22 protein-coding genes and 2 pseudogenes are annotated in these 25,648 nt (G+C 42.6%); 9 read left to right on the forward strand and 15 right to left on the reverse strand.

Annotation, left to right across the window (positions count from 1 at the left end):
- The first annotated feature begins 64 nt into the window (after window positions 1-64).
- Window positions 65-475, forward strand: a complete 411-nt coding sequence (gene rnk, locus BDD30_RS08620; RefSeq protein ID WP_015835767.1) for a nucleoside diphosphate kinase regulator — start codon at window positions 65-67, stop codon at window positions 473-475.
- An 898-nt stretch (window positions 476-1,373) separates the two neighbouring features.
- On the opposite strand, the gene BDD30_RS08625 is transcribed toward rnk, so the two are convergent.
- The 3 genes and pseudogenes from BDD30_RS08625 to BDD30_RS24150 form a co-directional block, all read right to left on the reverse strand.
- Window positions 1,374-1,790 carry a type II toxin-antitoxin system HicB family antitoxin gene (locus tag BDD30_RS08625; RefSeq protein WP_041382427.1) on the reverse strand — a complete coding sequence of 139 codons (417 nt, stop codon included), beginning with the start codon at window positions 1,788-1,790 and terminating at the stop codon, window positions 1,374-1,376.
- 56 nt (window positions 1,791-1,846) lie between these two features.
- A pseudogene (locus BDD30_RS08630) lies at window positions 1,847-2,019 on the reverse strand (type II toxin-antitoxin system HicA family toxin).
- A 119-nt stretch (window positions 2,020-2,138) separates the two neighbouring features.
- Window positions 2,139-3,250: pseudogene (locus tag BDD30_RS24150) on the reverse strand (hypothetical protein); the annotation flags it as partial.
- Between the two features lie 512 nt (window positions 3,251-3,762).
- Here BDD30_RS24150 and BDD30_RS08645 point away from each other — a divergent pair.
- From BDD30_RS08645 to map, 3 genes are all read left to right on the forward strand, one after another.
- Window positions 3,763-5,304, forward strand: coding sequence for a phosphoethanolamine transferase (locus tag BDD30_RS08645; RefSeq protein ID WP_015835773.1), 1,542 nt, complete (start codon window positions 3,763-3,765; stop codon window positions 5,302-5,304).
- 304 nt (window positions 5,305-5,608) lie between these two features.
- The gene (locus tag BDD30_RS08655; protein ID WP_041382986.1) at window positions 5,609-5,815 is read left to right on the forward strand and encodes a ParD-like family protein; all 207 of its coding nucleotides are present in this window, start codon (window positions 5,609-5,611) and stop codon (window positions 5,813-5,815) included.
- On the forward strand, window positions 5,808-6,584 hold the full coding sequence (gene map / locus BDD30_RS08660; RefSeq protein WP_015835774.1) for a type I methionyl aminopeptidase: 777 nt from the start codon (window positions 5,808-5,810) through the stop codon (window positions 6,582-6,584). The genes BDD30_RS08655 and map overlap by 8 nt, the downstream gene beginning before the upstream one ends.
- Before the next feature lie 46 nt (window positions 6,585-6,630).
- Here map and pmbA read toward each other — a convergent pair whose 3' ends face one another.
- On the reverse strand, window positions 6,631-7,971 hold the full coding sequence (gene pmbA / locus BDD30_RS08665; protein ID WP_015835775.1) for a metalloprotease PmbA: 1,341 nt from the start codon (window positions 7,969-7,971) through the stop codon (window positions 6,631-6,633).
- A 201-nt stretch (window positions 7,972-8,172) separates the two neighbouring features.
- Between pmbA and yjgA the strand changes: the two genes are divergently transcribed.
- Window positions 8,173-8,712 carry a ribosome biogenesis factor YjgA gene (yjgA, locus tag BDD30_RS08670; protein WP_015835776.1) on the forward strand — a complete coding sequence of 180 codons (540 nt, stop codon included), beginning with the start codon at window positions 8,173-8,175 and terminating at the stop codon, window positions 8,710-8,712.
- Between the two features lie 154 nt (window positions 8,713-8,866).
- On the opposite strand, the gene BDD30_RS08680 is transcribed toward yjgA, so the two are convergent.
- From BDD30_RS08680 to BDD30_RS24650, 11 genes are all read right to left on the reverse strand, one after another.
- Entirely contained in the window at window positions 8,867-9,136 is a 270-nt protein-coding gene (locus BDD30_RS08680) for a barstar family protein (RefSeq protein ID WP_015835777.1), read from the reverse strand.
- Between the two features lie 4 nt (window positions 9,137-9,140).
- Window positions 9,141-9,620, reverse strand: coding sequence for a ribonuclease domain-containing protein (locus tag BDD30_RS08685; RefSeq protein WP_015835778.1), 480 nt, complete (start codon window positions 9,618-9,620; stop codon window positions 9,141-9,143).
- Window positions 9,621-9,662: 42 nt separating this feature from the next.
- Window positions 9,663-11,108, reverse strand: coding sequence for a metalloprotease TldD (tldD, locus tag BDD30_RS08690; RefSeq protein ID WP_015835779.1), 1,446 nt, complete (start codon window positions 11,106-11,108; stop codon window positions 9,663-9,665).
- Window positions 11,109-11,120: 12 nt separating this feature from the next.
- A complete protein-coding gene (nit1, locus tag BDD30_RS08695; RefSeq protein WP_015835780.1) occupies window positions 11,121-11,972 on the reverse strand; it encodes a deaminated glutathione amidase in 852 nt (283 codons plus the stop codon).
- Window positions 11,969-15,775 carry an AsmA2 domain-containing protein YhdP gene (gene yhdP, locus BDD30_RS08700; protein ID WP_041382430.1) on the reverse strand — a complete coding sequence of 1,269 codons (3,807 nt, stop codon included), beginning with the start codon at window positions 15,773-15,775 and terminating at the stop codon, window positions 11,969-11,971. The genes nit1 and yhdP overlap by 4 nt, the downstream gene beginning before the upstream one ends.
- Window positions 15,776-15,825: 50 nt before the next feature.
- Window positions 15,826-17,295, reverse strand: coding sequence for a ribonuclease G (gene rng, locus BDD30_RS08705; protein ID WP_015835782.1), 1,470 nt, complete (start codon window positions 17,293-17,295; stop codon window positions 15,826-15,828).
- Entirely contained in the window at window positions 17,292-17,879 is a 588-nt protein-coding gene (locus BDD30_RS08710; RefSeq protein ID WP_015835783.1) for a Maf family protein, read from the reverse strand. Before BDD30_RS08710 ends, rng begins: the two co-directional genes overlap by 4 nt.
- 388 nt (window positions 17,880-18,267) lie before the next feature.
- On the reverse strand, window positions 18,268-18,756 hold the full coding sequence (gene mreD / locus BDD30_RS08715) for a rod shape-determining protein MreD (RefSeq protein WP_015835784.1): 489 nt from the start codon (window positions 18,754-18,756) through the stop codon (window positions 18,268-18,270).
- The gene (mreC, locus tag BDD30_RS08720) at window positions 18,756-19,790 is read right to left on the reverse strand and encodes a rod shape-determining protein MreC (protein WP_015835785.1); all 1,035 of its coding nucleotides are present in this window, start codon (window positions 19,788-19,790) and stop codon (window positions 18,756-18,758) included. Before mreC ends, mreD begins: the two co-directional genes overlap by 1 nt.
- Before the next feature lie 111 nt (window positions 19,791-19,901).
- Window positions 19,902-20,945, reverse strand: a complete 1,044-nt coding sequence (mreB, locus tag BDD30_RS08725) for a rod shape-determining protein MreB (protein ID WP_036768430.1) — start codon at window positions 20,943-20,945, stop codon at window positions 19,902-19,904.
- A 138-nt stretch (window positions 20,946-21,083) separates the two neighbouring features.
- A complete protein-coding gene (locus BDD30_RS24650; protein ID WP_282958025.1) occupies window positions 21,084-21,209 on the reverse strand; it encodes a hypothetical protein in 126 nt (41 codons plus the stop codon).
- A gap of 492 nt (window positions 21,210-21,701) precedes the next feature.
- On the opposite strand from BDD30_RS24650, the gene acuI reads away from it, so the two are divergent.
- The 4 genes from acuI (at window position 21,702) to accC (ending at window position 25,204) form a co-directional block, all read left to right on the forward strand.
- Window positions 21,702-22,679: an acrylyl-CoA reductase (NADPH) gene (gene acuI / locus BDD30_RS08730; RefSeq protein WP_015835787.1), complete on the forward strand. Its 978-nt coding sequence runs from the start codon at window positions 21,702-21,704 to the stop codon at window positions 22,677-22,679.
- Between the two features lie 210 nt (window positions 22,680-22,889).
- Window positions 22,890-23,342, forward strand: a complete 453-nt coding sequence (gene aroQ, locus BDD30_RS08735; protein ID WP_015835788.1) for a type II 3-dehydroquinate dehydratase — start codon at window positions 22,890-22,892, stop codon at window positions 23,340-23,342.
- 29 nt (window positions 23,343-23,371) lie between these two features.
- Entirely contained in the window at window positions 23,372-23,842 is a 471-nt protein-coding gene (gene accB, locus BDD30_RS08740; protein WP_015835789.1) for an acetyl-CoA carboxylase biotin carboxyl carrier protein, read from the forward strand.
- Window positions 23,843-23,854: 12 nt separating this feature from the next.
- Window positions 23,855-25,204, forward strand: a complete 1,350-nt coding sequence (gene accC, locus BDD30_RS08745) for an acetyl-CoA carboxylase biotin carboxylase subunit (protein ID WP_015835790.1) — start codon at window positions 23,855-23,857, stop codon at window positions 25,202-25,204.
- Window positions 25,205-25,648: the final 444 nt, after the last annotated feature.

A 25,648-nucleotide genomic window follows, 5' to 3' on the forward strand; every position in this document is an offset into this window, starting at 1 on the left:
AATAACACCCCCCTCCTTACGGTGCGGGGTGTTATTTTGTGTTGGAATCCATTTGGAGTGTGGTATGACTAAACCAGCAATTATTATCAACGAATTAGACGCAGAACGTTTAGATTCCCTGTTGGAACAACCGGCGTTTGCAGATACTAGTATCGCTGACGCTTTGAATGAGGAGCTGGATCGTGCAGAGATTGTGCCGCCAGCAGAAATTCCATCAGACGTTGTGACTATGAATAGCCGGGTCCGTTTCCTTGATCTAACAAGTAGCGAAGAACGGGTACGAACTTTGGTTTATCCAGCATCACTGCAAGACAGTTCGAACCAGCTTTCTGTCATGGCACCTCTGGGCGCTGCATTATTGGGTCTTCGTATTGGTGATGAAATCAGTTGGAAATTGCCAAACGGCGAAGAAACTCGAGTCAAAGTATTAGAGTTACTTTACCAACCAGAAGCTGCCGGTGAATATCACAGATAAAACCCTATTAAATCAATACAAAAAAACCACTATAGCACAAGTGGTTTTTTGTCTTTGATAGCCAAATGGCGACAGAGATTTTATATCTTCAATTACTTTTCAGCTAACCACTATACCCTTCATCTTTCAAGTTGCTGCTTTGTTGGCTGCTTTCACTCACCCCAGTCACATAGTTATCTATGCTCCTGGGGATTCGTTCACTTGCCGCCGCGCTGCAACTCGAAATCTATTGGGTATATACATTATGAGATAATTATAATGATTGGAAATAATAACAATCTGCCAATTCTTAAAGAAGTAAGAGACACTAAAGTATTCACTGGCTCTGATGTAGATGAATCTACTTGAATTCTTAAAATCAGCGCGGCTTCTGGTCATGCTCCTATCTCCCACGTAAAGTAGAATTTTTCCTTTAATATCATTACATTAATATTTTTCCCGTGATCCAAAAACTGAAATTCCCTGAAAATCTTTCCACCTATTTCAATTTGCAGTTTTTCTTACACCAGCCAGCACTCGCGCGGTCTGGCGACTTGCTTTGTAGGATTTTAAAACTGAAATAATTTTTTGATCCAACAAGTACAGGCAGGTGCGGTGTAAACCACTAAACCAATATAACACGCTGAATTATCAGTTTTTTATTACACTCATTGCCCATTCTTTAATATCAGAATTGTATTCAAGCTCTATGAAGGTGTAAAAAAACCCGCATGTTGCGGGCGAGATAATTGTGTTTCAGACCACCAGAACACGAACCAATAGCGTTGATTGATACCGCATTATTAACCTGGGGTACGTATTGGTTTGATTAATGACCGTGCTGTGTGCATCTGGTTGCGTTCTATGAGGATATAAAGAAGGCCACGTGTTAACGCAGCCTGTTAATTAATGGTGATTTTCATTCAATGGACAACGTTAACTGATGTCCGATAGCCAATGCAACCTTACCCACCGTATCAATTTTGGTTGAGTGCCGTAAATCAAAGATACGGGTCACTTCCTGCTTTTTCACCCCCATACGGCTAGCTAACTCAATTTGCGTTAACTTGGAATCAAGAAACGCATTGAGCATAAGCACCTTAGAGGCCACGCTTAAAGGCACATCGACATAATCATCATCCTGCCCTACGGGGCTAGGAAGCGGGATTTTTTCATTATCTTCGAAGTAAAATTCAAAGACGGTTATTAGCGCATCAAGTGCCATCTCTAGCGCCTCTCCCCGTGTATCCCCCTGGGTTAAAGCTTCGGGAATATCCGGGAACGAGACGAAATAACCACCCTCTTCTACTGGCTCTAATGTGACTGGATATCGCATATTTTTAATGGTGAACCTGTTGTGCGAGAACCAGCCCCTTGCGAGGCTGGTTTTTATCACAATCCTAATTGCTTAATGATTGCTTTCCTCAGTGGCTCTTTGATCTCTTGGCTAGGGTGTCTCGGCATAATGCTTCGTTTCCCCCGATATCTCAGTTTCAGATGGTTTGTTCGTTTGAAACTTCGACGCCTTGAGCTTCCAGCCACCGTCTAAACTCGCTTTGCTTCACCACTCCTCCATTCTGTTGAACATACCAACAAAGTAAACATTTATGCTTACAGTATCAACAATTTTGTTTACCACCTAGAAAGAGTAAAAATAACCTCTACCGAAGAGAGATCAATTAATCTAGCCAATCACTGACAAATATTTCTGTTTCAGCCCATCCGATTTATAGGCCGTGTTCCTTATCGCTCTGGCGTTCTCCGGCGTAGCTGTGTTGTGGTGCGTATGCGCGTCGGTCAGTTCAGCTAACTCCTTAACCACATCCAGCGTCTCTAACATCAAAATCATGACATTGATTTGCTGGCTGCCCACTCAAACCACTGGTGCGACGATTTCTTGCCTGGCTCCGGCGATGCTCTGCTTAAGCAGGCCAATTTTCTCTATCAGCTTTTGTCCGATTTCAATATTGGTCCCTTTCCCCACACTGGCGACAAAATTCGATGACGTTGCTATGCAATAATCGCCGTCTGCAATTTGCTGAACAGCACCCGCCAACAGCGTAGACGTGCCCAAAACCGTAGTTTTATCCGTGGTCTGAATCGTGGTTTCCCGTGCAACTACGGTACGTGTTTCCGTGTCTGCCCTGACTTCACGGTGCATGGACGATTCATTAATGGTCTGGTCAGTCTGACGAATCCAGTTCCCTTCCTGAGTTATCCTCTGCGAAACTTCCGCCCGCTGTTGCTGCAATTGTTCGCCTGGCTTGATATCGGGCAAAGTATTGCCCTGGCTTAATGTCTGCCGGATAAAGGGCTTGTCCGGCCTGCCTGCCTCAAAAGTGATTTCAACTACCGTTCCGATTGGCGGATATTGAAACATACCGGATTCACTGCCCACCATCGGCAAAGGCAGCGGGACAGCGTGGTAAACAGGGACAGAGGCATCCTGACCATCATTATCTAGCAATTGAACATCAACGGCATAGCGCGGTCGGAATGGACGGAAATATCACCGCTAACCGTGCTTTCAGTGTGTGCCTCAATACGGGCGAATTTGGGTAAATGCAACCCTGCCGACAATTCGGGGTAGGCGGCATCAATCTGGCGCAGCATTGGCGTTTTGGTCTGCGACTGACCTGTCAGTTTGTTGACGACTTCCCATGTAATGACCATATTTTCATTGTTCAGATTAACTTTGTTCAGCCGGTGCTGATTGACTACCACACCTGGGCGCAATGATAGGATCTTGGGAATGGTCATGGCATTGCCCGCCGTCTGGCGCTGGCTAAATTCGTTATGGTATTCACAAGATTAGAGTTACTTTACCAACCAGAAGCTGCGGGTGAGCTTCACCGTTAATTCAACCTGCCTATTTAAATAAGGTTGATCATAGCCATTGAATCTGAGTATACCCGTTATCTTTCAAGTTGCCTCTTTGTTGGCTGCTCTCATTCACCCCAGTCACATAGTTATCTATGTTCCTGGGGATTCGCTCCCTTGCCGTCGGGATGCATCTTGAAATCCATAGGGTATATCTCTTATTGACCAGCGATACTCATTTCTGGCAGTAAAGCAGGATTCTACTTTGTAGAAAAATCAATTTCCACATGGATATTAATGACTTATCATATTCAATATAATTTTATTAATAGGTTTTGATATCTCTTTTATATGTTTATTGAGCATGTAAAGAATCATTTTCACCCATAATAACCATATTAAAAATTTGAGATAAGGTTCTATTGTGGAAATAGAGTGCAAAAGACAGTATAATAATGCATACTTTATTTTTTATAAAATGAAATAATATGAAATTAATTGATCGTAGATGTTATAAATATATTTTAACTATAGTTATTGGATTAGGTTTAACTTATCTATTGAACCCTTTTATCTTTCAGAAAGATTCCAGTATACCTCACTTATCAACTTTTTCACTGTTATTATCGATTTTCCTTTTAATTAAAGAAAAAAACAAGATCCTAAACAGTATTGGAGGTCTACTCCTTTTCTTTCTTCTGATCCAAATAAATTATTCTCTTATTTTTGGCGAAAGGATATCAGTATCAGTTCTTGATTCATTTGTTGAAACAAATAAAAAAGAATCATTATCTATGGTCAGTCATTTTTTTTTCATAATGTTATTGCCAGCAATAATAGTAACAATAGCTTTATTTTACTTAATAATTAAGAAGACAAGAAACATTCATTATCACGTATCATTTAAAACATTACCTGTACTTATTTTTTTTACTACGTTTTATCTTAGTGCTTCTACTATAGATAAGCAATTATTATCAGACATTAGAGAGGATGATAAAACAGTTGGGCGATTTATAAGAGACAGATATCCCGCTGTCATTGGGGACTTTGCTTATTTGTATATTTCCAGAAATTCAAATGATAAGTATGCAGATATAAGTGAAATAAATAAATTCAATGATTCAATAATAGGCAAGAAAAATAATAATATTGACAATATTATTTTAATAATGGGTGAATCATCATTACCAACTCATTATAGTGCATATGGATATGAGTTAAATACGACACCAAACATGAATAATATATTTTCTTCTAACGGAGGATGTATAATTAATAACGCACATTCTAGCGCGCCAATCACAAGAAACTCTATCTCTATGTCTCTTGCATTTCATACACCTGAAAGCGAAGAAAACTTATTTAAAAACAAATCAATAATAGAAATGGCTAAATCAAACGGCTATAAGACTTATTGGTTGGGTTCGCAAGAACTAAATGGGCTTCACTCATCCAAATACGGATTTATCGCAAAAAAATCCGATATAATAAAACTCACAAACTATAAAGATGACAACCTAAGCGCTCTATTACATAACGTTCTCTCAGATAACGAAAAAAAAAGATTCATTGTAATTCATTTACATGGTAGCCATATGCCTTATAATAATTACGATAACGATGATAAATTAGCACTGCCTAATGCGGATAAATATGACTTAACTATCCACCATACAGATAGAGTCATAAAGAATATATATGATGTCATTAACAAAAAAAACATCAATTACTCACTAATATATACTTCCGATCATGGGGAAATAATTAATAAAGGACATGGCTATCAAAAAGGTAGAGAGCAATATCTCGTGCCTTTCATGTACGAATCAAATAATAACCAATATAACTGTCAATTTATAGAATCATTCAAAAATAAAGATGGCTATTTAAGCGGGTTAATGAATAAGTATATATTATCAGAACTCATAGGCTACGATATTGAACCATCAATCCTCAACAAGGAAAGAAACAATGACAGGGTGTTAACAGCAGATGAATCTATTTTACCGTTTTCACAGATAGAATGAGGTAAGATATACCCAATAGATTTCGAGTTACAGCGCGGCGGCAAGTGAACGCATCCCCAGGAGCATAGATAACTATGTGACTGGGGTGAGTGAAAGCAGCCAACAAAGCAGCAACTTGAAAGATGAAGGGCATATACCCAATAGATTTCGAGTTGCAGCGCGGCGGCAAGTGAACGAATCCCCAGGAGCATAGATAACTATGTGACTGGGGTGAGTGAAAGCAGCCAACAAAGCAGCAACTTGAAAGATGAAGGGTATACATATAATATATGCTTCATATACGTTTAATATATGGACTATATTTATGGGCATTGTGAAAATCTCTGATGAACTACACGAAGAAATCAGAAAAGCGAGTAATGTAATGTCTCGTTCAATCAACTCTCAAGCTGAGTTCTGGATAAAAATAGGGATGCTAGCAGAATTAAATCCTAACTTGACGTTTAGTGAAATAATTCAGCAGCAATTCAAAAAAGAAAATATGTTATTATCTGGAGTGTATAGTGAATAATATTTATATAAAAACTCCCACCGAAATAGAATTAATGAGGCAATCGGGCAAACTACTTGCACAAGTTTTTAAGATGCTTGATCAATTTATTAAACCTGGGATTACTACGATGGATATTAACGATAAAGCAGAGGATTTTATTGTTAATGTTTTAAGTGCTCGTCCTGCAAGCAAAGGACAATATGGCTATCAATATGTATTAAACACTTCAATAAATGAAGTTGTTTGTCATGGCATTCCTAATAGAAATTATAGAATTAAAAACAGCGATATTATTAACGTAGACATCACATTGGAAAAAAACGGTTTTATTGCCGACTCAAGTAAAATGTATCTGTTCTCCGCAGCGCCATTGCCAGCCAAAAATTTAGTAAAAACAACTTATGCTGCTATGTGGGAAGGTATCAAAGTGGTGAAGCCAGGCGCACATTTAGGTGATGTAGGCCATGCAATTCAGAATCACGCTGAACGGGCAGGTTATAGTGTTGTGCGCGAATATTGTGGTCACGGAATTGGACGAGAAATGCATGAAAGTCCACAAGTTTTACATTATGGCCACCGTGATACCGGCTTAATGCTAAAAGAAGGTATGACTTTTACTATTGAACCTATGATTAATCAAGGTTCCGCAAAAATCAAAACGAAAAAAGATGGCTGGACAGTCGTGACTAGAGATAAAAAACTGTCTGCTCAATGGGAACATACCATTCTGGTGACAAACAACGGATATGAAGTACTCACGATCAGAGATGAAGAGTTAGCCGTTTAACACGACTAACTACATTCAACCCACAATTTAAATTGTGGGTAAACCCTTATTGACCCGCAATACTCATTTCGGACAGTAACACTGAACCGCACTGGATATTACTACGGGTTTCAATATCATCCCCAATAGTGACCATATTAGCCCACATATCTTTCAAATTACCGGCAATAGTAATCTCACTGACAGGATACTGAATCTCGCCATTTTCTACCCAAAAACCGGCGGCACCACGAGAATAATCGCCGGTTATTGCACTTACGCCCTGCCCCATCAGTTCAGTAACCACTAAGCCACTTCCCATTTGACGCAGTAAACCAGTAAAATCCTGCCCTTGCCCTGCAATACACCAGTTATGAATACCACCAGCATGACCGGTACTTGCCATACCTAGTTTACGGGCAGAATAACTTGTCAGAAGCCAAGTTTGTAATACACCATCCTTAATAATATCTCGATTACTAGTACACACGCCTTCACTATCAAATGGAGAGGATGCTAGCCCCGCCAGCAAATGTGGCCGTTCTTCAATCGTCAACCATGATGGCAGGATTTGTTTACCCAAATGATCAAGCAGGAAAGAGGACTTACGGTAAATACTGCTGCCACTGATAGCGCCAACCAAATGACCAAAAAGCCCCGTTGCAACTTCCGCAGCAAATAACACCGGCGCTTTCATGGTCGGTAATTTACGTGGCGACAAACGAGATAACACACGACGCGCGCACTCCTGTCCAACCCACTCTGGCGATTTTAAATCCTCAAAACGACGGCTGATGGTATATGCGTAATCCCGTTCCATATCACCATCAACTTCAGCAACCACACAACTCGACATCGAATGACGGCTAGAGCAATAGCTTTGCAGCATACCATGGCTATTGCCAAACACCCGAATGCCATAATGGCTGTTAAAACTGCCACCTTCAGTATTGGTAATACGCTTATCTGCCTGTAATGCAGCTTGTTCTGCACGAGCAGCCAATTCAATCGCTTTATCCGCATCCAATTCTGTTGGGTGGAATAAATCAAGATCTGGTACCTCAAATGCCAGAAGCGCTTTATCTGCCGGGCCAGCACATGGGTCCTGAGAAGTATAACGTGCAATATCAATCGCAGCCTGAACGGTACGGGCAATGGCATCCGGACTTAAATCTGTTGATGATGCACTCCCTTTACGTTGCTGATGATATACGGTTATCCCTAGCGCTCCATCACTGTTGAATTCTACATTTTCTATTTCGCCAAAGCGGGTACTAACACCAATACCTGTTGTTTTATTAACAGCCACTTCCGCGGCATCACAACCCGCTTTTGCCAGCTCTAATGCCTGTGAAACTGCATTTTCCAGTTGTTTGCGTTGTTCCGCAATTTGATCAATGATTTTCATTAATTACCCGTAATTTGATGAATAAAGGGAAAATCTGTCGAGAAAACAGAACCATTTTATCCACAAGATAATGCCGAGTGGTAATCAGGGGTTTTTCCCAGTTACAATACCTAATATTAGGATGTTAACACCCACCGGGCTACAGGTCATTCCCCAAAAATCAACCTGCCAGATCCGGCCTTTTTAAAAGGAAAAACCACCATGGCAAAGCAGCCCGAAGATTGGCTCAATGATTATCCTACCGAAGAGGAAGAAGAAGAGATAATTTGGGTCAGTAAAAGCGAAATTAAACGTGATGCAGAAGCATTGAAAAAGCTGGGAGCAGAATTAGTTGATCTCAGCAAAAACGCTCTTGAACGCATCCCGTTAGATGAGGATCTGCTGGCAGCCATTGAACTTGCGCAGAAGATAAAAAGAGAGGGGCACCGTCGCCAGTTACAATTAATCGGTAAAATGCTGCGTGCCCGAGATGTAGAACCCATTACCACTGCACTTGATAAACTGAAAAATCGCCACAATCAGCAAACCGCTCTGTTCCATAAGTTAGAAGAGCTGCGTGATAAACTGGTTAATGGCAACGATGAAGTTATTGATGAAGTTGTAGAGCTCTTTCCACAAACCGATCGCCAACAAATACGCACACTGATCCGAAATGCTAAAAAAGAAAAGGTGGCTAATAAGCCACCTAAATCTTATCGTCAGATTTTCCAGTATCTTAAAGATATGGCCGAATCGACCTGATGATTATATACCCGTTATCTTTCAAGTTACCTCTTTGTTGGCTGCGTTCACTCACCCCGGTCACATAGTTCTCTATGCTCCCGGGGATTCGCTCCCTTGCCGTCGCGATGCATCTTGAAATCATAGGGTATAAATATATAAAGCTCTAATTCTGTTAGGGGAAAATATTAAAACTAAGTTCCCCTTCCAGCTCTTCCTCCGCTTCTTCAAACAAGAGTACTAACGAGTCAAAATGGCGTTTTTTCTGCTGCGTAAAATGGATGAAATTGACCTCCACAGGTAAACCAATTCCTCCTGTCACAACATCCCACAGAGCATCCAGATTGTTACCAAACTCGTCTCCTAACTCAAATTGCTCAGAAAACTGCTGATAGAACACATTCAGATCAGGGATACGGTCAAAATCAAATTCCACTTTATGCATAGCATTACTCCACTAGGGTAAAACTTTTATAATGATCTAACGTCAGATAAATCAGACCGTCAGATGAATAAAGCAGTCTGTCACTCCCTCGGTGCCCACAACGATAGTTAACATCTGCCTCAAACCACTGACGTTTCGGTTTAATTGGTAACTTTTTCTCACGATTAGCAAATTTATCACCACCAATTGCCCTACCCGGCAAGATCTGACATAAGTTTCCTAGCTTTGCATTCCAGCCAAGGTCTCGGGCCTGCTTCTTGGTAATATATAGATCAGGCAATTTATTATTCTGCCGTAAGTAAGCCGCCACTTCATTTTGTTCAGTAAGCCTATCAATCCGTTGTATTGCCGAAGTACTGTTATCTGTTTCCGTAGTCTGTGCCAGTGTTGCCTCAACACCCTGCTTGCCGACACCTTTAGCCAAGGTGCCACAAGCCACAACCAGAACAGTCAGTGACACGCCTGCTAACCAAGTCTTCTTCATGACTATCCTTACAATGATCTATGTCGGATAAACAGCAAAAAATCAGGCTGTTCCTCCGACGGTCAAGTTGTCCAGTTTCAAAGTAGGCTGACCAACACCAACGGGTACGCTCTGGCCTTCTTTGCCACAAACCCCAACACCTTTATCCAGATCAAGATCGTTTCCTACCATAGAGATCTGCTGCATAGCCTCAATACCAGAACCGATAAGAGTTGCACCTTTCACTGGTTTGGTGATCTTGCCGTTCTCGATCAGATAAGCTTCAGATGTCGAGAATACGAATTTACCGGAAGTGATATCAACTTGACCACCACCAAAATTTGGTGCATACAGACCATTTTCTACACTACCTATGATCTCTTCCGGTGTAGAATTGCCCGCCAGCAAATAAGTGTTTGTCATACGCGGCATTGGCAGATGGGCATAAGATTCACGGCGACCATTACCAGTCGGCGCTACCCCCATCAGGCGTGCATTCATTTTGTCCTGCATGTAACCTTTGAGAATGCCATTTTCAATCAATACATTGTATTGCCCAGGAACACCTTCATCATCAATGGCCAATGATCCGCGACGACCTTTTATTGTTCCATCATCAACCACGGTACAAAGTTCGGAAGCAACTTTCTTACCAATCTGACCAGAGAATACGGAAGTACCACGACGGTTAAAATCACCTTCCAACCCGTGACCAACAGCTTCATGCAGCAACACTCCCGGCCAACCCGCTCCCAAAACGACAGGCATAGTGCCCGCAGGCGCAGCGACAGCCGAAAGGTTCACCAGTGCCATGCGAACAGCCTCACGCGCGAATTGCTCTGCACGATCCTGCCCCCCCACCATTTCCAGAAAATATTCATAACCGTAACGGCCACCACCACCGCTAGTACCGTGTTCACGCTTGCCGTTATCTTCCACCAGTACAGAGACAGATAAACGCACCATAGGACGAATATCAGCAGCCAGAGTACCATCAGTTGCCGCGACTAATACCCGTTCGTAGATCCCTGTCAGGCTAGCATTTACTTCTTGTACTCTCGGATCTTCAGCACGAGCAACCTGATCTACACGCTGCAATAACGCAATCTTTTCTTCGCGAGAAAAACTTTGCAACGGATCACTTGCTGCATAAAGCCGAGAATAAGCGACTTCGCCAAGCGTATGAACTTTACCATTCCCTTTTTCATGAACAATACTACGGGCAGCCTGCACGCTTTGTTGCAACGCATTGAGTGTGATCTGATCTGCATAAGCAAAACCCGTTTTTTCACCACTGATTGCCCGAACACCAACCCCCTGATCAATATTATAGGAACCATCCTTAATAATACGATCTTCCAGTACCCAAGATTCATGATAACTGGACTGAAAATAGAGATCGGCATAATCCAGCCGGCGTTCAGCCAGTTGACCCAATACTGAAAACAGATCTTGATGACTTAATTTATTTGCAGCCAGTAAATGTTCACTGACAGAAGTTAAACTCATAATTGTTACTCTTTAATTTGTGGTATTCTTTTTAATCAGGGAAGTCAACTGTGGCCGGAAGCGGTTATGTTTCGCCACTTTCATCTGCTCACGTATAATCTTCAAGCTGTCAGCCCTAACATTCAGCTGTAGTGCACTGACTGCATCTGGGTTTTTCTTAATCACCTTTCCCCAGCCGTCTACTGCCATTGAATGGCCCCATGTCTGGCGGGTCCCATGTACACCAACCTGAGCTGGCGCTAACAAAATACACTGGTTTTCAATAGCACGGGCCCGTAACAATGGCTCCCAATGTGCTTTTCCTGTTAAACGGGTAAATGCCGCAGGAACAGATATCAATTCAGCGCCTTGTTCACGCAGCGCCTGAAACAACCCTGGGAAACGTAGATCATAACAGATGGCCATTCCAAGGCGGCCGACAGGCGTATCCACAACAGTAATATGTTCCCCACGCTGGAAACCAGCCGACTCGTTATATGCTCCATGTTCATCATTAATATTGACATCAAACATATGGATTTTGTCGTAACGGGCGCGGATCTCGCCCTGATCATCAAATAACAAGCTGCTGCTAGTAATCTGTTCAGGATTTTCACGGCTGATAAGCGGCATGGAGCCAATTAATAACCAGACACCATAACGACGCGCAATATCGCTGACAGCCTGCTGCAAAGGTCCTTTCCCCTGCTGTTCTGCATGTTTACGATAGCTGGCAGCATCAGCAAACAACAACGCATTTTCCGGAGTCATGACAAGCTTGATGGTATCCGGCAACGGCTTAATTTGTTGTTCAATTTGCGCCAAATTATGTTTGATATTCTCACCGCTACATAACTGTAAGAGTGCAACATTGACGTTTCTCATGTTCCTCTATTCTCCTTAAGCTGACGCAAAACTTCATCAATTTTCGGCTGATCAAGATTACCGGTAATCCGGTAACGAATAACCGATATCTTATTCCATAAAGGCCCCAAAACCTTAGTTGCCGCAAATAGGGCGGCACCTGCTACTGGATTAATAACAAAAGCTGTCGCTACACCGACAGTAGCCGAAATTTCTGGTGTGACAATCGCTTCTATATTGATCTGTTGGCGAACAAAATCAATCTCCCCTTGCGTTGTCACATCAGCAATTAACCCATCAATCCGTAAATTTTTGGTATTGAGTATCCCGCTTTTTATTGAAGCATCACCACGAATTGAATCAAATTCAAAATCCTGGCTAAAAGTATCACTAAAATCGAGTCGCAATTTACGCAACAGAGCATCAAAACTAACTAGTCTGAGTAGCTGACCCGCACTCCCTCCTCCCAGCTTTTCAATCGCACCTTTACCTAAATCGCTTTTAAGATTGCCATTCAGCGTATGTAAATCAGGCTTCCAGGGTACATCTTGCCAGTTAAAATCAAAACGGAAGGTAAACGGTGAATTAACAATTGGCACAACCACGCCAAGGTAAGACGCCATCTCATCAAACCTTCCACCAGAAAATTGCCCCATAAGATGAGTACTATTCCCTACAGCACTTTCTTGCCAACGACCGGTCAAATCGAGTTTACTAACGCTATTTTCCGCCTTGCCATCTTTTAATACCAAAGCATTACCTTCTGGTATCAGAGTCCCTGACACGCTCCCCAGCTTCAATCCCATAACCCAGCACTCAGAGCAGATGATATCTAATGACGGCCATTGGTTCAGCGAATAACGCTGAGTTGCACTTATCTGAGATTGCTTAAGCAAAGTTGATTCAGGTTGCTCAAAACTATGTTGCTGAGGGTTATAATAAAGATAGTTCAGATTCACCTGCCACGGGCCATTATTATGAATATTAAGCTTACCGTTGATTTCCTGGCCATTAGCACTGATCTGCGTTCCCCAAGGCTGTTTTTCCACATCCAACGATAATTGATTCCAACGCTGTCCTCCCACATCCAATGATGGAAATGATACCCGCAGATACTGGGGCAACATTGACACTTCTGAAAATGAAGAATCAGAAATTAGAGGAGTAATCAACCCCAACCACTCTTCACCGCTAATTGACGGAAAATCCAACGCCAATAGTGACTTCTCTGGTAAGTCAGGAACTTTGCCGCCATTACTTTGTAAAATTCCTCGTAACAGTTGGCTATTTTTTTCTGTTAAACGCCATTGAGTATTAAATACGTACTGTTTGCCCAAAGTGCCCTTCACTTGTAGCCGATCCATATCACCATCAGCCAAAATATGCAGAGCTTTCAGTTTTCGTATTTCATCTGCTTTCAAGGCGGGTAACTGGCTGTCCACTTGCGACAAATCAGCGTCGATTTTTACATCATATTGAGCCTTACCTTGATGCGGTAAACTAATGCCGACTTTACCTTGCCAACCAATGGAACCAAACAGTCCTTTGGCAATCGCTGGTGGCACCTTAGGTAACTTTTCAGGAGCCCAATGAGCATTCAAGCCAACATCCACTCGATAGTTTTTCAGTAAATTCTGGGTAGAGAAATCAACAGTAACAGGCTGCCCAAACCACTGAACGGATAATTTGTCACTTTGTAAGTTGCCATTCTTGAAACGGAACCGACCCTTAACATTTTTCATTTCGCTGTCTAACGGCTTAATCAGCAAATGATTATTCTTTAACGTGACCTCACCGCTGACATCTACATTGCCACCATCAAGCGGAATATCCAAATGTAAATTACCCGTAATCTGACCACTAACTTGCAACGTATCAAGCGTTTTACCAACGGAATCTGCTAACGGACTGCGGGTAAAGTATTCATGGATATCTTTGCCATCTCCCAGCAGATCAGCACCAATCAACAGTTTCTTTTTACGGTAATCAGCAATTACTGCTGAAACATTACCCGCTTTCACTTTGCCAAGTGCCGTTTGCGGAGCAAGCATCCATAAACCGTTATTATGGAAATTAAGATCAATATCAAGATCCTGCAATGCCGGCCAGTTTGGCTGATATTGGAAAGTAGCATGACGCAGTGGAGCAAAAATCTGAAACTGACCATCATTCTTAGTAAATGGAAAATCTTTAGGATTACCCTGAAAAACGAAAGTCGCGTTTTCTATCCGTCCTTTAATGATTGATGCCGTCAGATAGTCAGTCAAAGATGTTCCCATCAAAGGCACAGGGAAATATCGCCAGGCATCACCTGCATCATAAACCCGTATTCCCGCCAGAATACTTAGCGCCGGAGGCTGTTCTTTCGGCTGTTGATAACGAAAATCACCACTGAGCCACAACGATTTTGCTTGTAAATCCAGCCCCTGACTCCAAAGTTGTAAACCTCGTTTATCCTGCTGCCAAAACACTTCACCGTGACTTTGGGATATCTCAAACGGTGCCTGGAACATATCTCGATAATCAACGACGCTATCTTTCAACGTAAAACTCAGTTTCCCCTGCTGCAAACGCCCATTGAGAGAACCAGAGAAATTATCAATGGAAGGCAATTCCTGCCAACGCTGCCAACTGACATTTTGCCATTGCATACTGATGTGCGAACTCTCTGCCATTTCCGGTGTAATATCGAGAGCGAAATGATTTACCAATCCCTGTGGCTGCCGATGTTCCCAATCTCTGACAAGGTCAGGAGTCAAAAAAGAAAAAGTGGGTAAAATGCTACTCAACCGTTCAAGTTGAATATTTTCTGCCCGGATACGCCAGTGATCTTTGTTATCATAGTTCTTAGCTTCCGGTAGATAGAGTACCGATGCCTTTCCTGACGGCCATTGCTGACCGTCAGTAACCAGGCTTGTCAACTCAGGCACATCAAACAACCAACCATTATCCTGACGGCGCATTCGCAACACCAAATCACTGACAGACAGATTGTGGAGTTTATCAGCAACTTTCCAGTTAGCTTCCCCCTGACGTAATTGCAGTTGGCCGCCATCAATTCGTCCATCTTTAAGCATAATCCAGCTAGACAAGCTAAATTCAGCATCTTTCAACCCGGTATTATCCTGCAACCAATGGCTCAGCCATGGATGAACATCAACATTATCTGCCTGTAAATAAATAGTACCGTTATCCAATACGCCGTGAGTGTCATGCAAATCAAATTTAACCTGGACATTCCCATGCTGATTATTAATAGAAGAAAGGCTTATTTCCCCCTGTGCACGGTGACGATTATTTTTATTCAACCAAGTTAATCGTGGTAACAGCAGATCAGCCCGCTCGCCGGAGGGTGTTAAAAAAGTCAGACGGCTATCTTGCAAATTAAAATGGTCAAACTGTTCAAGAAACAGATCAGAAAACGTATCTGATTGGGAAAACATATTACCACTTTGATCATTAAACAGCGGTTGATGGTAATTCACCTGCAACTGATAAAAAGTAAGATCGCGGAAATTCCACCGCATTCTTAACAAAGATAACCAGATATCCAATGCAACCGTGATTTTTTTAGCTTTCACATCTGCGCTTGCAGTTTTCACACTAATATCACGTAGTTCAAGCACGGGACCAAAAGATTCCCATTCCCCCGTAATATATCCAACATCAACAGGTACACCGATAATTGACTCAACTTTAGCGAGCAATTGCGGACGATAGCTATTAATATGTGGCAATAGAAAACGCAATCCACTGACAAGCAAAGCCACAATGATAATGACTATTGCGGCTGTCGCTAATAATACTCCCGGCAGTCGCCTCACACGCATCTCCTTGGTTTTCAGTGCTGTTATGTCAGCAAACCAAATAGTTATTACATCATGACTACGTCAAACTGTTCCTGACTATAGAGCTGTTCTGTCTGAACTTTTACCTGTTTACCAACAAAAATTTCCACTTCTGCCAGTGCATGAGATTCTTCCCCTTTCAACGCTTCGACCACGGCTGGCGATGCATAAATAAGAAAGCGATCTGCATCCACTGCCCGGTGAACACGCACAATTTCGCGCATAATCTCATAACAGACCGTTTCAACCGATTTCACCGTTCCCCGTCCATGACAAGTAGGACAATCGTCACAGAGTATATGTTCAATGCTCTCTCGGGTTCGCTTACGCGTCATTTCTACTAATCCGAGCTGAGAAAAACCATTAATCGTTGTTTTAACACGATCTTTACTCAGCGCCTGTTCAAGAGAAGCTAATACCCGGCGACGGTGATCTTCACTGTTCATATCAATAAAATCAATAATGATAATACCACCCAGATTACGCAATCTTAATTGCCTGGCAATCGCCTGTGTCGCTTCGATATTAGTATTAAAAATAGTTTCTTCCAGATTACGGTGTCCAACAAATGCTCCGGTATTAATATCTATTGTGGTCATCGCTTCTGTTTGGTCAATAATCAAATAACCACCTGACTTTAATTCAACTTTACGGTCGAGAGCCCGTTGGACCTCATTTTCTACATCGAACAAATCAAAAATAGGCTGATTACCGTTGTAAAGTTCCAGTTTGGCGGTCATTTTAGGAATATATTCACTAATAAATTCCTGTAACTGATTAAACATTAGACGAGAATCTACACGAATACGATCAAGAGCTGTTCCAGCGAAATCACGCAGAATACGATGAGCCAGAGCCAGTTCACCATAAAGTTTATTTTTGGTGACATTGCGCTTTTTACGCTCTATTACCTTACTCCACAGTCGTTTCAAGAAAGCGGCATCCTGAGCTAACTCATCATCACCAACCCCTTCAGCCGCAGTTCTAATAATGAAACCACCATGCTCATCACAATAGTCAGCAACAATATTTTTCAGACGATTACGCTCGTCTTCACTTTCAATACGTTGTGAAACCCCGACATGAGAAGCACCTGGCATAAATACAAGATAGCGGGAAGGCAATGTAATATCCGTAGTTAGCCGGGCTCCTTTGGTGCCAAGCGGATCTTTCACCACCTGAACCATTAAGTCCTGCCCCTGACGAACCAGTTCTGCAATATCTCGGACATGAAAGTTCTTTTGTTCTTCACCAGCAATGCATTCCGTATGAGGCATAATATCTGAGGCATGCAGAAAGGCGGCTTTTTCCAACCCAATATCAACAAAGGCTGCTTGCATTCCTGGCAATACCCGGCTTACACGACCTTTGTAAATATTGCCAACAATTCCCCTTTTAGCTTCTCTCTCAACATGGATTTCCTGCAAGGTTCCACCATCAATGTAGGCAACGCGCGTTTCGGATGGTGTTACGTTGACTAATAACTCTGTTGTCATGTGTTCCTCTTTCCATCAACTAACGCAAAAAACTTTGTGATTAATTCATGCGTTTCCACCAATGGCAAACCAACTACTGCGTGATAACTACCGTTCAAAGTTTTAACAAAGCAACCCGCCTTTCCCTGAATACCATAAGCACCCGCTTTGTCCATTGGCTCACCAGTTGCAACATAATCCAAAATTTCCTGCGTAGACAATTGGCGAAAAGTCACATCTGTAATGACTATATCACTTAAAGTACGCTGACTATCTGATAAAGCAATAGCCGTAATCACCTGATGACACTGACCGGAGAGCGCGCTAAGCATTTCAACAGCATGTTGTTCACTACGGGGTTTTTCCAGAATTTTATTATTCAATACAACAATAGTATCAGCTCCCAGCACCAGAAAATCTTCCGGTGCAATCGCAACTCCTGCCAGAGATTTATCTTTTGCTAATCGGCTGACATATTGATGCGGAGTTTCACCCTCTTGCCATTGCTCCTCTACCTGAGGGGAAAGAATTTCAAATTTAAAGTTCAATAATTCAACCAGCTCACGCCGCCTTGGTGAGCCGGAAGCCAGATAGAGGGTTTTCATGATGATATGTTGTCCTTACTACCTATCTCATTAGGCTATTGTCTTTGCCCTTCTTTGGTATTTAAGAGCGATTCTTGGGCAGAACTCAAAAAGCATTAGCTTTTGAACATACTTTTAGTACGGTAACCATCTTCACGTACTATGTATACCCTTCATCCTTCAAGTTACTGCTTTGTTGGCTGCTTTCACTCACCCCAGTCACATCGTTATCTATGCTCCTGGGGATTCGTTCACTTGCCGCCGCGCTGCAACTTGAAATCTATTGGGTATATATGTTCAGGTTATGAGTGCTGTCCGTATCCACGATTTATTGGAAAGAATGGCCTGCATCAATAACGCCTACTGGAATAAGTTTTTCGTCAGAACATTAAAAATTACCGTTTGAGCACTAATGCACATTAAACTGACGACGGATTTTTCGCATTAACAGGAATAACCACGGCCAAAGGATACCATTGACCAAACTGTTCCAGAATACTTCTGAATGAAAAGCAACATTTGATAACAAAAATTCTGCCCAAAAAACACTAAAATCCATCAGCACAGATAAAGCAACAACGACCAAAGCCTGCTGCCAGAGTGCCATATTGCGGAATAATTGGAACTTAAATGACACTAAATAACTAACCAGACTGTAAGCCAGGGCATTAACACCCAGTGTCGCGCCCTGAATCAGATCTATGATGACTCCCAGTACAAAACCAGTACCAACACTGACTCTGTGAGGTAATGCCATCCCCCAATAAATGAGTAACAGTGCTGACCAGGTAGGCCGATACATATAAATTTGCTCCGGCCACGGCATAATTTGCAGCACCATTGCAATCAAGAAAGATAACCAAATGACCCAACGCCCATGACTTCGGTATTGATTCATTAATGATTTCTCGCACTGATAAACTTAGCTGGCGTCACGGTCAGCTCAGAATTTGTCACTTTTTCTGCCGTTTTAGTTATTTCATCAGAAACAGAAGGAGGTGCTGGCGGTCCCATTTCATTTGCATGTGGCAATACCTGAGGCATCATTTGCATTAAACGTTCGTTAGCTGCCCGATAAACATCCGATGGAGGCAATGGTTCCGATGGATTATTATCCGCTCCCCACAATAACAGTAAATAACGCAAACGCTGTAATTCTGCCGTTGGCCGGGCTTTAATCACAGTATAGGCCCGTTGATTATCAACTTTAACTGACGAAACCACAGCTACCGGATACCCTTCAGGAAAGCGCCCCCCCAATCCAGAAGTGACCAACACATCTCCAACCCGAATATCTGTATTGCTTGGCAATAACTCAAATTGCAAATCATCCGCACAACCCGCACCAGCAACAATGGCCCGAATATCATTACGTAAGACCTGTATTGGCAAAGCATGAGTCGTATCACAAATCAGTAATACCCGGCTGGTAAACTGGCTGACAGCAACAACCTGACCAACAATGCCTTTATCACTGATAACCGGTTGTCCTTCATAAACGCCTTCTCTTGAGCCCTTATCGATTACCACCTGATCACTATAAGGATTAGCCTTACCTGAAATCACCTGTGTCACCATCATATGCTCATCCTGACGCAACGGTGATCCCAACAGTTCACGCAGGCGGGAATTTTCTTGTTTAAGTTGCCCTAACAACAGCATATCGCTGTTTTTCATCAATAATTCCTGGCGTAAAGCTCGATTTTCCAATTGAAGTTGTTCACGGGAGGCAAGGGTTTCTGACACACCATCAAGTACTTGACGCGGACCATTGGCAAGAAAATAAAATGGGCTGACTACCGTATCCATATAGCTACGTACTTTACTGAGAGCATCAAGGCGGCTATCCACCACGACCAAAGTAATGGCAACAATAACAGCAAAAAAAAGTCGTAATTGCAGGGAAGGTCCCCGGCTAAAAATTGGCTTCATAAGCTGCGCTATTCCAAACTGTATTGTTTCATAAGCAATGGAATTCCCAGACAGCAATAGCAAGGAGGTCTGAATCCAGCGGTCATCCCCCCCTCACTTGCAAGTTAACACTCACTCCTCGCTGAAGAGTTCACCACCATGCATATCAATCATTTCAAGCGCTTTTCCACCACCGCGGGCAACGCATGTCAATGGATCTTCCGCAACAATGACCGGGATACCGGTTTCCTCTATCAATAAACGATCAAGATTACGCAGCAACGCACCACCACCGGTCAAAATCATGCCACGTTCTGAAATATCGGAAGCCAATTCTGGCGGGCACTGTTCAAGGGCAACCATGACAGCACTGACGATACCTGTTAATGGCTCTTGCAGAGCTTCAAGAATCTCATTGGAATTAAGAGTAAACCCACGTGGTACGCCCTCAGCTAAATTACGACCACGAACTTCAATCTCCAGCATCTCATCGCCGGGATAGGCAGAACCGATAGTGTGTTTAATACGTTCAGCCGTCGCTTCACCAATCAACGCACCATAATTACGGCGGACATAATTGATAATCGCCTCATCAAAGCGATCACCACCGATACGTACAGATGATGAATAAACCACGCCATTCAGAGAAATAACCGCCACTTCTGTGGTACCGCCGCCAATATCCACAACCATTGAACCTGTGGCTTCAGAAACAGGTAAGCCAGCGCCAATAGCCGCAGACATAGGTTCTTCAATCAAAAATACTTCACGGGCTCCCGCACTGAGTGCAGATTCACGGATTGCCCGACGTTCAACCTGAGTTGCACCGACTGGAACACAAACTAAAACTCGCGGACTTGGGCGCATAAAACTGTTGCTATGAACTTGTTTAATAAAGTGTTGCAGCATTTTTTCTGTAACATAAAAATCAGCAATCACACCATCTTTCATAGGACGAATTGCAGCGATATTGCCCGGTGTACGACCCAGCATTTGTTTTGCTTCTTGCCCAACAGCAGCAACACTTTTTGATGAACCAGCACGATCCTGACGGATTGCAACTACAGAAGGTTCATTCAATACAATACCCTGACCTTTGACGTAAATAAGGGTATTGGCGGTACCCAAGTCAATAGACAAGTCGTTGGAAAACATGCCACGAAATTTTTTAAACATAGCGAAAGGATAATCCTGCAAGCTGGGGACGGAATGAAACCCGTCTACTCTACCAACCACATGAAGCAGCGACAAGGCACATAAGCACTTGCTTCAATAAAAAAGTGGCTACGTTATTCATATCAACAGCGCAATATTCTACGTTACTTTTCCCAAACAGAGCAGAAAAAAACTGCATAAAAATGGGTTAATTTTACCAATTATCCTATACCCTTCATCCTTCAAGTTGCTGCTTTGTTGGCTGCATTCACTCACCCCAGTCACATCGTTATCTATGCTCCCGGGGATTCGTTCACTTGCCGCCGCGCTGCAACTCGAAATCTATTGGGTATATATCATGCAGAAATCACCTGATTTTGCACAATTCGACGTTATAGCGTCATCATTGCTGTAGCAGTCGAGCCACATATCTCTATTCTAACCCGTAGTTGTTCCTGTAAGTTCACTAAAATCCACATTAGGCCCTCGTTTTCTCGTTATTTCCGATAGTCACTGCAACTAATCAGCCTACGCAACGAACAAGCTAATCATGTAATAAATTCCAGGTAAAATACAATACTTCCTGCTGCAATATAATAAAAAACAGAATTTTCTGAAATAGCTCGCAATATACTGAAACAACATAGAAAAAATGCGAACAAATTCCGTTTTATAATCCATCAAAACTTTATTTTTTCTTATATTTCTTATGTAAACTGCCAATTTTTATCTATTCTTATCTGATAAGAAAGTCACTTACCAGAGAGCAAAGCAATAATGAAATCCCTATTACTTGAACAAAAACAGAATCAATTATTCGCTTCTATACAGGAAGTTAACCCCTCTCTTCTGCCTGTAGGAGAAGTTACCGTTGATATTCACTGGTCAACTTTGAATTACAAAGATGCATTAGCAATCACAGGTAAAGGGAAAATTATCCGTCAGTTCCCAATGATACCGGGTATTGATTTTTCAGGCATTGTACATAGTACTGAAGATCCCCGTTTTCATATCGGCCAGCATGTGCTGCTAACTGGCTGGGGTGTAGGCGAAAATCACTGGGGTGGTCTGGCGGAACAAGCCCGAGTTTCAGGCGATTGGCTGACCCCTTTACCCGCGGGTTTAGATAGCAGACAAGCAATGATCATTGGTACTGCCGGCTTTACTGCCATGCTGTGCGTGATGGCCCTGGAAGAAGGCGGAGTCCTGCCAGAAAATGGTGATGTCATTGTCACGGGTGCTAGCGGGGGTGTAGGAAGTACCGCGGTAACACTGCTTTCACAACTTGGCTATTCCGTTGTTGCTGTCAGCGGCAGGCAAGAAAATCACGAATACTTGTTATCCCTTGGAGCAAAGAAGGTTCTACCACGCGACGAATTTAACCGTTCCCCTCGCCCACTTGAAAAACAGCTTTGGGCCGGTGCAATTGATACAGTAGGCGATAATGTACTGGCAACAATACTGGCTCAAACTCACTACAGCGGTACCGTTGCAGCATGTGGCCTCGCTGGTGGAGTAAACCTGCCAACAACAGTTATGCCATTTATTTTACGGAATATACGTCTGCAAGGTGTAGAGTCTGTCACTGTTCCATCAGCAAAACGGCCTGCTGTATGGCAACGCCTGCAAAAACTGTTGCCCGACTCTTTTTATCAACAGGCAACCACCGAGATAACACTGGATCAAACAATAGAGTACGCGAATAAATTAATAGCTAACCAGGTAACAGGACGGACGTTAGTCAGGGTTCGTTGAGAATTGTGACTAGCCTCGAAAGTGCGGCTGTTTAATTCTTGACATTTTCTCTGATAAGACCAGTATTTAGCTGCTAAATGCCACGATATTGTTATAATGTCGCGCTTTACCGCAGAAACAAGCTTAGTGACTGTTATAAAAAGATGACAAATCGTTAACATCGGATTATGTTGAGGCGATTGTTGACAAATTGCCGGAGATACCAGCACAATGGCAGACAAGTTTCACATTTTACTCCTTAATGGCCCTAACCTAAATATGTTGGGAACTCGGGAGCCCGATATCTACGGCAGCTTAACGCTTGATGATATCGTCAGCAAATTGTCTAAAGAAGCCCATAAATTGGGGGTTAAATTCAGCCACTTGCAATCCAACGCAGAATTTGAGCTGATAAACAGAATTCATTCTGCACAGGGCAACATTGATTTTATCTTAATTAACCCTGCTGCATTCACGCATACCAGCGTGGCACTGCGTGATGCATTGTTGACGGTAAAGATCCCATTTATTGAGATCCACCTCTCTAATGTTCACGCTCGCGAGCCATTTCGTCATCACTCATATCTTTCAGATCTTGCCGCTGGTGTAATCTGCGGTTTAGGGGTAGATGGCTATAGCTTTGCATTACAGGCAGCGGTAAACCGCTTGTCAAAACTCAACTAAATAAAACAGAAGAGTACGGAATCACACTCATGGATATTCGTAAAATAAAAAAACTGATCGAGCTGGTTGAAGAATCTGGCATTTCTGAACTGGAAATCTCTGAAGGGGAAGAGTCAGTGCGCATCAGCCGCGCATTAGCACCCCAGAGTTTTCCGGCAGCTCAACAATATATTCCCGTCCAGGCGCAACAACCTGCGCTGGCTAACGCTGTTGCACCTTCTCAAGCTTTGCCGGAAACGATCACTGAGAGAGCAGCTGAAATCAGTGGTCATATTGTCCGTTCTCCAATGGTGGGTACTTTCTACCGTACACCTAGCCCAGATGCGAAACCATTTATCGAAGTCGGCCAACATGTCAGCGTGGGCGATACTCTGTGTATCGTTGAAGCAATGAAAATGATGAACCAGATCGAAGCCGACAAAGCCGGTGTGGTTAAAGCGATTCTTGTAGAAAGCGGTCAACCCGTTGAATTTGACGAGCCGTTGGTCGTCATCGAATAACGAGGCGTTCCCATGCTTGATAAAATTGTAATTGCTAACCGTGGTGAAATTGCACTGCGCATCCTGCGAGCTTGTAAAGAGCTAGGAATAAAAACTGTTGCGGTACATTCATCTGCGGATCGTGACTTAAAACACGTACTGCTGGCAGACGAAACTATCTGTATTGGCCCGGCTGCTTCTGCAAAAAGCTATTTAAACATCCCGGCGATTATTTCTGCGGCAGAAATCACGGGGGCAGTAGCCATTCACCCGGGTTACGGGTTCTTATCTGAAAACGCCGATTTTGCTGAGCAAGTTGAACGTTCTGGCTTTATTTTTATTGGCCCGAAAGCAGAAACGATCCGCCTGATGGGAGATAAGGTTTCCGCTATCAATGCGATGAAAAAAGCCGGCGTTCCTTGTGTACCTGGCTCTGACGGTCCACTGTCTGATGACATGGAGAAAAATAAAACCATTGCTAAACGCATCGGTTATCCCGTGATCATCAAAGCATCCGGTGGTGGTGGCGGTCGCGGTATGCGCGTCGTCCGCAGTGATAAAGATCTGGAACAATCAATCAATATGACCCGTGCGGAAGCAAAAGCTGCTTTCAATAACGATATGGTTTACATGGAAAAATTCCTTGAAAATCCACGTCATATTGAGATCCAAGTACTAGCTGACGGTCAGGGTCAAGCAATTTATTTGGCTGAACGTGATTGTTCTATGCAACGCCGTCACCAAAAAGTTGTTGAAGAGGCTCCTGCTCCCGGTATCACACCAGAAATGCGTCGTAGCATTGGTGAGCGCTGTGCCAACGCATGTATCGAAATTGGTTATCGTGGCGCCGGTACTTTCGAATTCCTGTATGAAAACGGCGAGTTTTATTTCATTGAGATGAACACCCGTATTCAGGTCGAGCACCCAGTGACAGAAATGATTACTGGTGTTGACCTGATTAAAGAGCAATTACGGATTGCCGCAGGGATGCCGCTTTCAATTAAACAGAAAGACGTTATCGTTCGTGGTCACGCTATTGAATGCCGAATTAACGCCGAAGATGCAAACACGTTCCTACCAAGCCCAGGTAAAATTACCCGTTTCCACTCACCTGGCGGATTTGGTGTGCGTTGGGAATCGCATATTTATGCCGGCTATACCGTGCCCCCTTACTATGATTCAATGATTGGTAAGTTGATTACTTACGGTGAAAATCGTGATAACGCCATTGCCCGAATGAAAAATGCATTGGCAGAACTGATTATCGATGGCATCAAGACCAATATTGAACTTCAGCAAGCGATTATGAATGATGAAAACTTCCAGAATGGTGGCACGAATATTCACTATCTGGAGAAAAAATTGGGATTGCAGGAAACTTAAAACCGGTTTAATAACATCAACATATTTTAAGGAGCGTTTAAACGCTCCTTTATTTGTTGATTACATGGACATTAAACGCCTTTTCATCGCATGTTATTATCACCAGACAGATTTGAAACAATCATTAAATAAAACCAATACCCCTTTAGATTAACGGCAAAAAAAGAATAAAAAAGTTTATTTAATCTCATTAAATACGAGAAAAAGTAAAAACTGTCAGGTTTAAAAGACTGTTCAGTGAAAACCATTTATTGAATGAAAATCATTTTACTCATGATCACCTTTTTAACGTGGCTCAATTTCTATTTTTACTTTGTTTCCTTTTTTAGCGATTTAAATAGCCGTTTTATCGCTAAAAACGGCCTATTCTCTGCCATGTTTAACTCATTTATCTGCAATGCTATTTGCGCTTATTTTACATTTATTTAACCTGATATAACCTTC

Source organism: Photorhabdus asymbiotica (assembly GCF_003634575.1).
Classification (GTDB): Bacteria; Pseudomonadota; Gammaproteobacteria; order Enterobacterales; family Enterobacteriaceae; genus Photorhabdus; species Photorhabdus asymbiotica.

Excerpts from the sequence above, each read along its gene's own strand:
- rnk (WP_015835767.1), top strand. The coding sequence starts at position 65 with ATGACTAAACCAGCAATTATTATCAACGAATTAGACGCAGAACGTTTA.
- BDD30_RS08625 (WP_041382427.1), bottom strand. The coding sequence starts at position 1,790 with ATGCGATATCCAGTCACATTAGAGCCAGTAGAAGAGGGTGGTTATTTC.
- BDD30_RS08645 (WP_015835773.1), top strand. The coding sequence starts at position 3,763 with ATGAAATTAATTGATCGTAGATGTTATAAATATATTTTAACTATAGTT.
- BDD30_RS08655 (WP_041382986.1), top strand. The coding sequence starts at position 5,609 with ATGGGCATTGTGAAAATCTCTGATGAACTACACGAAGAAATCAGAAAA.
- pmbA (WP_015835775.1), bottom strand. The coding sequence starts at position 7,971 with ATGAAAATCATTGATCAAATTGCGGAACAACGCAAACAACTGGAAAAT.
- yjgA (WP_015835776.1), top strand. The coding sequence starts at position 8,173 with ATGGCAAAGCAGCCCGAAGATTGGCTCAATGATTATCCTACCGAAGAG.
- BDD30_RS08680 (WP_015835777.1), bottom strand. The coding sequence starts at position 9,136 with ATGCATAAAGTGGAATTTGATTTTGACCGTATCCCTGATCTGAATGTG.
- BDD30_RS08685 (WP_015835778.1), bottom strand. The coding sequence starts at position 9,620 with ATGAAGAAGACTTGGTTAGCAGGCGTGTCACTGACTGTTCTGGTTGTG.
- tldD (WP_015835779.1), bottom strand. The coding sequence starts at position 11,108 with ATGAGTTTAACTTCTGTCAGTGAACATTTACTGGCTGCAAATAAATTA.
- nit1 (WP_015835780.1), bottom strand. The coding sequence starts at position 11,972 with ATGAGAAACGTCAATGTTGCACTCTTACAGTTATGTAGCGGTGAGAAT.
- rng (WP_015835782.1), bottom strand. The coding sequence starts at position 17,295 with ATGACAACAGAGTTATTAGTCAACGTAACACCATCCGAAACGCGCGTT.
- BDD30_RS08710 (WP_015835783.1), bottom strand. The coding sequence starts at position 17,879 with ATGAAAACCCTCTATCTGGCTTCCGGCTCACCAAGGCGGCGTGAGCTG.
- mreD (WP_015835784.1), bottom strand. The coding sequence starts at position 18,756 with ATGAATCAATACCGAAGTCATGGGCGTTGGGTCATTTGGTTATCTTTC.
- mreC (WP_015835785.1), bottom strand. The coding sequence starts at position 19,790 with ATGAAGCCAATTTTTAGCCGGGGACCTTCCCTGCAATTACGACTTTTT.
- mreB (WP_036768430.1), bottom strand. The coding sequence starts at position 20,945 with ATGTTTAAAAAATTTCGTGGCATGTTTTCCAACGACTTGTCTATTGAC.
- acuI (WP_015835787.1), top strand. The coding sequence starts at position 21,702 with ATGAAATCCCTATTACTTGAACAAAAACAGAATCAATTATTCGCTTCT.
- aroQ (WP_015835788.1), top strand. The coding sequence starts at position 22,890 with ATGGCAGACAAGTTTCACATTTTACTCCTTAATGGCCCTAACCTAAAT.
- accB (WP_015835789.1), top strand. The coding sequence starts at position 23,372 with ATGGATATTCGTAAAATAAAAAAACTGATCGAGCTGGTTGAAGAATCT.
- accC (WP_015835790.1), top strand. The coding sequence starts at position 23,855 with ATGCTTGATAAAATTGTAATTGCTAACCGTGGTGAAATTGCACTGCGC.